Origin of the sequence: Streptomyces lycii, from assembly GCF_009735685.1 — a bacterium.
Classification (GTDB): Bacteria; Actinomycetota; Actinomycetes; order Streptomycetales; family Streptomycetaceae; genus Streptomyces; species Streptomyces lycii.
The window spans coordinates 1-5618 of record NZ_WHPN01000340.1; the positions used below are offsets into that span (position 1 = coordinate 1).

The following is a 5618-nucleotide window of genomic DNA, read 5'->3' on the forward strand; positions in this document are numbered from 1 at the left end:
CGCCCGCCCCGGAGGCCCCCGCCCGCGTCAGAGCCAGCTGGCGTGCAGCGGCTTGCCCTCGGCGTATCCGGCCGCGCTCTGGATGCCGACCACCGCGCGCTCGTGGAACTCCTCCAGGGACCCGGCTCCGGCGTAGGTGCAGGAGCTGCGGACGCCCGCGATGATCGAGTCGATCAGGTCCTCGACACCGGGGCGGGCCGGGTCGAGGAACATCCGGGAGGTGGAGATGCCCTCCTCGAAGAGGCCCTTGCGGGCCCGGTCGTAGGCGGACTCCTCGCTGGTGCGGTTCCGTACGGCGCGGGCGGAGGCCATGCCGTAGCTCTCCTTGTACAGCCGCCCGTCGGCGGACTGCTGGAGGTCGCCGGGGGACTCGTAGGTGCCCGCGAACCAGGAGCCGATCATGACGTTGGAGGCGCCCGCGGCGAGGGCCATCGCCACGTCGCGGGGGTGCCGCACCCCGCCGTCGGCCCAGACGTGCTTCCCCAGCCGGCGCGCCTCGGCGGCGCACTCGACCACGGCGGAGAACTGCGGCCGGCCGACGCCGGTCATCATCCGGGTGGTACACATGGCGCCCGGGCCGACGCCCACCTTCACGATGTCGGCCCCGGCCTCGACCAGGTCGCGCACGCCCTCGGCCGCGACGACGTTGCCCGCGACGACCGGCACCCGCGGGTCGAGGCCGCGGACCGCCCGCAGGGCGCTGATCATGGATTCCTGGTGGCCGTGCGCGGTGTCGACCACCAGGGTGTCGACGCCGGCCTCCAGAAGCGCCTTGGCGCGGCCCGCGACGTCGCCGTTGACGCCGACGGCGGCGGCGACGCGCAGCCGGCCGTCCGCGTCGGTGGCGGGTGTGTAGAGGGTGGCGCGGAGGGCGCCCTTGCGGGTGAGGATGCCGGCGAGCCGGCCGTCCCGGTCGACGGCGGGCGCGAGCTTGCGGTGGGCCGCGTCGAGACGGTTGAAGGCCTCGCGCGGCTCGATGTCGGCGTTGAGCAGCAGCAGCTCGGTGGACATGACCTCGGACAGCTGGGTGAAGCGGTCCACGCCGGTGAGGTCGGACTCGGTGACGACACCGACGGGCCGGCCGTCCTCCACGACGACGCCCGCGCCGTGCGCCCGCTTGTGCAGCAGGGACAGGGCGTCGGCCACGGTGCCCGTGGGGGCGAGGACGATCGGGGTGTCGAGGACGTGGTGCCGCTGTTTGACCCAGCCGATGACCTCGGTGACGACATCCAGCGGGATGTCCTGCGGGATGACGACGAGCCCGCCGCGGCGGGCGACGGTCTCCGCCATCCTGCGGCCGGCGATCGCGGTCATGTTGGCGACCACGAGCGGGATGGTGGTGCCCGTCCCGTCGGGGGACGCGAGGTCCACGCCCTGACGGGAGCCGACCGCGGAACGGCTCGGCACCATGAACACATCGTCGTACGTGAGGTCGTAGGACGGCTTCAGATCATTGAGAAAACGCACGTACTTCAGTGTCCCACGGCGCTGCCCGCACGGCCCCGGGACGATCCCACAGGACCGGCCGGGGCGGCCCGGCGGAAACTCCGAACGGGCGGCCGCCCGCCCGGCCCCCACGAGTGCCGGAGCGGGTCTCCGCCTGCGCCCTCCCGGCTCCCGCCGGCCGTCCGGGGACAGCCGTCGTCCGGGGGGACACCCGCCGGGGCCCACGGCCGGCGGCGGGCCCTACGAGCCGTCCGGGTCCGCGCGGTCCAGGGCCGGGCGCGGCTGCGGGCCGGCCTCGTGCAGCAGGTGGTCGGCGGCGGCCGTGTCCGTGACCAGGCTGGTGACCAGCCCGGAGCGGAGCACCGCGTCGACGGCCTCGGCCTTGCGGCGGCCGCCCGCGATGGCGACGACCTCCGGGATGCGGCGCAGCCGGTCGGCCTCGACGGTGATGCAGCGCTCCCCCAGGTCACGCCCGATGCGGCGGCCGTCGGCGGCGAACAGGTGTGCGGACATCTCGGCGGCGGCGCCCAGCGAGGCGTAGTGGGCACGCTCCTCGGGCGAGAGCATGTCGTGGACCGTGGAGATGCCGGCCTCCCAGGAACCGATGGAGACGGCGGCGACGGTGACCTTGTCGAAATGCTCGAAAGCCCGCGCGATCCCGGTCTGGCTGCGGAGCGCGGCGGCCGTGGTGGCGTCCGGCAGCAGCATCGGCGCATAGATGGGGTAGGCCTCGCCGCCCGCGACGGCCGCGGCACGGCGTACGGCCTCGACGGAGCCGCGCTCGGCGGTGCCCGCGTCGTACACCCCGGTCAGCTGGACCACGGTGCAGGGCGGCAGCTTGTCGAGGGCGGCCGCCATGTGGATGGTCGAGCGGCCCCAGGCCAGTCCCAGCACGTCGCCCTCGGTGACCAGCTCGCCGAGCAGGTCGGCCGCGACCTCGCCGAGGTTCTCCGGGTCGACGCCGTCGTCCTCCGCGTCGGTGGGCGACTCGACCACCACGGCGTGCCGCAGTCCGTAGCGGGCGCGCAGCGCGTCGGAGCGCTCCGCGTCCAGCTCGGCGGGCACCCGGATCTCGATTCGTACGAGGTCGCGCTCCAGCGCGGTCTCCAGGACCCGGGCGACCTTGAAGCGGCTGACGCCGAACTCCTCGGCGATCTGGATCTTGGATTTTCCCTCGAGGTAGAAGCGGCGGGCCATGGCCGCCGCCTGCACCAGCTCAGCGGGTCCCATCCGCATGGCTGAACGGCCCGTCGACACCGCGATCTCCTCACTGTTCCGCTGTTCTGCTGTCGCGCCGGGTCCCGCCCCGGGGGCCCGCCGCTCATCCTGTCAGACTCCGCGGCCGCCCAGCGGCCGCAGGCGCTGAGCGCCGACCGAGAGTTCACCGGAGTTCACCGAACGGTGCCCCCGCACGGCCGGATCAGTGCCCGCAGGCCCATCCGGCGGCCGCGATGGTCTCGGTGGCCTGGTTGCGCAGGGAGCGCACCGCCGCCGCCGGGTCGTCCGTGCCGTAGACGGCGGAACCGGCGACGAACACGTCGGCACCGGCCTCCGCGCAGCGCTCGATGGTGCTCGCCGAGACCCCTCCGTCGACCTGGAGCCACAGCTCCAGGCCGTGCTTGGAGATCAGCTCCCGGGTGCGGCGGATCTTGGGCAGCATGATGTCGAGGAACGCCTGCCCGCCGAAGCCCGGCTCGACCGTCATGACCAGCAGCATGTCCAGCTCGGGCAGCAGGTCCTCGTACGGCTCGATCGGGGTGGCCGGCTTGAGCGCCATCGACGCCCTGCCTCCCTTGGCCCGGATCTCACGGGCGAGCCGGACCGGAGCGGCGGCGGCCTCGGCGTGGAAGGTGACCGAACCGGCCCCGGCCTCCACATAGGCCGGCGCCCAGCGGTCCGGCTCCTCGATCATCAGATGGCAGTCCAGCGGGGTCTCCGACGCCTTCGCCAGCGACTCGACCACCGGCACACCGAGGGTGAGGTTCGGGACGAAGTGGTTGTCCATCACGTCGACATGGAGCCAGTCGGCGCCCTCGACGGCCTTCGCTTCCTCCGCGAGGCGGGAGAAGTCGGCGGAGAGAATGCTGGGGTTGATCTGCACGGCCATGGGGACAGCCTGCCATGCCGGGCGGCGGTCCGCCGACGCCGTTTTCCGGCATTCCATGACCGTACGGCCCCAACCGCCCGTGATCATTGTCCGAGAACGGCTCCCTCCGGGCGGCCCCCGGGAGGAGGCGCGGCCCGGCGGCCGGTCCGCCCCCGGGCAGGGGGTCTTTCACCGAGCGCTTAAGAAGCTGGTTCCGGTCGCGGCCCCTCCCTAGCGTTCCTCTCGGGCGACGCCGACTTCCGCTCCGAGCCCGGCCGGTCCGGCTGTGTCCGGCGGCCGGGAGAAGAGCCGACAGAACGGGGTGGCAAGGGCGTGGACCGGAACTGCACGATCCAGCAGCACGGGCAGCGGAACGGCCAGGGGCACGGGCGGCACGGGCCGGAGCACCGGCCGGAGCACGCGCCGGAGCAGGAGCAGGGGAACGGGAGGGGGAACGGGCGGCACGGGCAGGAGTACGGGCTCACGGCCGCCCAGCTCTCCGTCTGGTACGGGCAGCGGCTGGCCCCCGACAGTCCCGGCTACCAGACCGCCGAGTATCTGGAGATCACCGGAGACCTCGACCCGGACCTCTTCGCCCGGGCGCTGCGCCGGGCCCTGAGCGAGACGGAGTCCTTCCACGTCCGCTTCACCCAGGGCGCCGACGGCACGGTCCGCCAACGCGTCGACGTCTCCCGGGACTGGCCGCTGCACATCGTGGACGTGAGCCACGAGGCGGATCCGCGGGCCGCCGCCGAGCGCTGGATGTGGGAGGAGCTGCGCCGGCCCGGCGGGCTCGCGCGCCCGCTGTTCACCGAGGCGCTGTTCCGGGAGGCCCCGGACCGGTACCTCTGGTACCAGCGCGCCCACCACATCGCCGTCGACGGACTCAGCGGCTCCGTCATCGCGAACAGGGTGGCGCAGGTCTACAACGCGCTGCTGCGCGGCGGTTCCCCGGACATCGGCGACGGCGCCCTCGCGCCGTTCGAGGTGCTGGTGGCCGCCGACGCCGCGTACCGCGCCGGTGACGCCCTCCCGGCCGACGCCGCGTTCTGGCGGGAGGCCCTCGCGGGGCGGCCGGAGGCGGTCACCCTCGGCGGCCGCCGTCCGGACCGCAACCTGCTGCCCCACATCCGGCACGTCGAGCGGCTCGGAGCCGCCGAGGTCGCCGGGCTGAAGACGGCGGCACGCGGATTCCGCACGAGCCTGTCCGGGCTGGTGATCGCGGCCACCGCGGCCTGTCTGCACCGGATGACGGGCGCCGAGGACATCGTCCTGGGCATGCCCGCCCCCGGCCGGACCGGGGCCGCCCGGAAGGCCGTCCCCGGGATGACGTCCAACATCCTCCCCATCCGGTTCTCCCTGCGTCCCGGGACGACCCTGGAAGAGCTGTTCCGCCAGGTGTCGGAAGCCGTCCGCGGCGCCATGCGCCACCAGCGCTACCGCTACGAGGACATCGCCCGGGACCAGCGTGCCGCCGACACCGGAGCGCTCTTCGGGCCGGTCGTGAACGTCCTGTCGTTCGGCTACGGGGCGGGGTTCGGGGACTGCGCCGTCACCCCGCACAGCCTGTCGGCGGGGCCGGTCGACGACCTCGCCGTCAACGTCTACGACCGGGCGCACGACGGCAGTGTGGAACTGGCCTTCGACGCCAACCCCGCCTCGTACACGGCGGAGGCCAACGCGGCCAACGCCCGCCGGTTCCGTTCCCTGCTGCACTGGATGGCCGGCGCGTCACCCGGCGACCGGATCGGGCAGGCCGAGCTGCTCCTCCCACAGGAGCGGGAGGCGCTGCTCGGCGGCGCGGGCACGGAGGCCCGCCGCCGGCCGCCGGAGACCCGGACCCTGGTGGACTTGTTCCAGGCGCGGGCGGCGCGCTCGGCCGGGGCGGTCGCCGTGGTCTTCGGCGACGAGGAGCTGACGTACGGGGAACTGAACCGGCGGGCCAACCGGCTCGCACGCTCACTCACCGGACACGGCGTGGGCCCCGAGGACCGCGTGGGCGTCGCCCTCCCCCGCTCCGCCGAACTCGTCGTCGCCCTCCTCGCCGTCCTCAAAGCAGGCGCCGCCTACGTCCCCCTCGACCCCG

General features: G+C 74.1%; 4 protein-coding genes. 1 reads left to right on the forward strand and 3 read right to left on the reverse strand.

The genetic code is table 11. From position 1 onward, the window contains the following. Positions 1-27 precede the first annotated feature (27 nt). The 3 genes from GCU69_RS21885 to rpe form a co-directional block, all read right to left on the reverse strand. Entirely contained in the window at positions 28-1467 is a 1440-nt protein-coding gene (locus GCU69_RS21885; protein ID WP_170315905.1) for a GuaB1 family IMP dehydrogenase-related protein, read from the reverse strand. A 219-nt stretch (positions 1468-1686) separates the two neighbouring features. Next, positions 1687-2676, reverse strand: coding sequence for a sugar-binding domain-containing protein (locus GCU69_RS21890; RefSeq protein WP_235978620.1), 990 nt, complete (start codon positions 2674-2676; stop codon positions 1687-1689). 190 nt (positions 2677-2866) lie between these two features. Continuing rightward, a complete protein-coding gene (rpe, locus tag GCU69_RS21895; protein WP_098750879.1) occupies positions 2867-3553 on the reverse strand; it encodes a ribulose-phosphate 3-epimerase in 687 nt (228 codons plus the stop codon). A 312-nt stretch (positions 3554-3865) separates the two neighbouring features. Between rpe and GCU69_RS33265 the strand changes: the two genes are divergently transcribed. Further along, on the forward strand, positions 3866-5618 hold a 1753-nt coding region (locus GCU69_RS33265; RefSeq protein ID WP_156206959.1), incomplete at its 3' end, for a condensation domain-containing protein.

What these genes read in the sequence shown, in the direction of transcription:
- GCU69_RS21890 (WP_235978620.1), bottom strand. Translation starts at nt 2,676, where the DNA reads ATGGGACCCGCTGAGCTGGTGCAGGCGGCGGCCATGGCCCGCCGCTTC.
- rpe (WP_098750879.1), bottom strand. Translation starts at nt 3,553, where the DNA reads ATGGCCGTGCAGATCAACCCCAGCATTCTCTCCGCCGACTTCTCCCGC.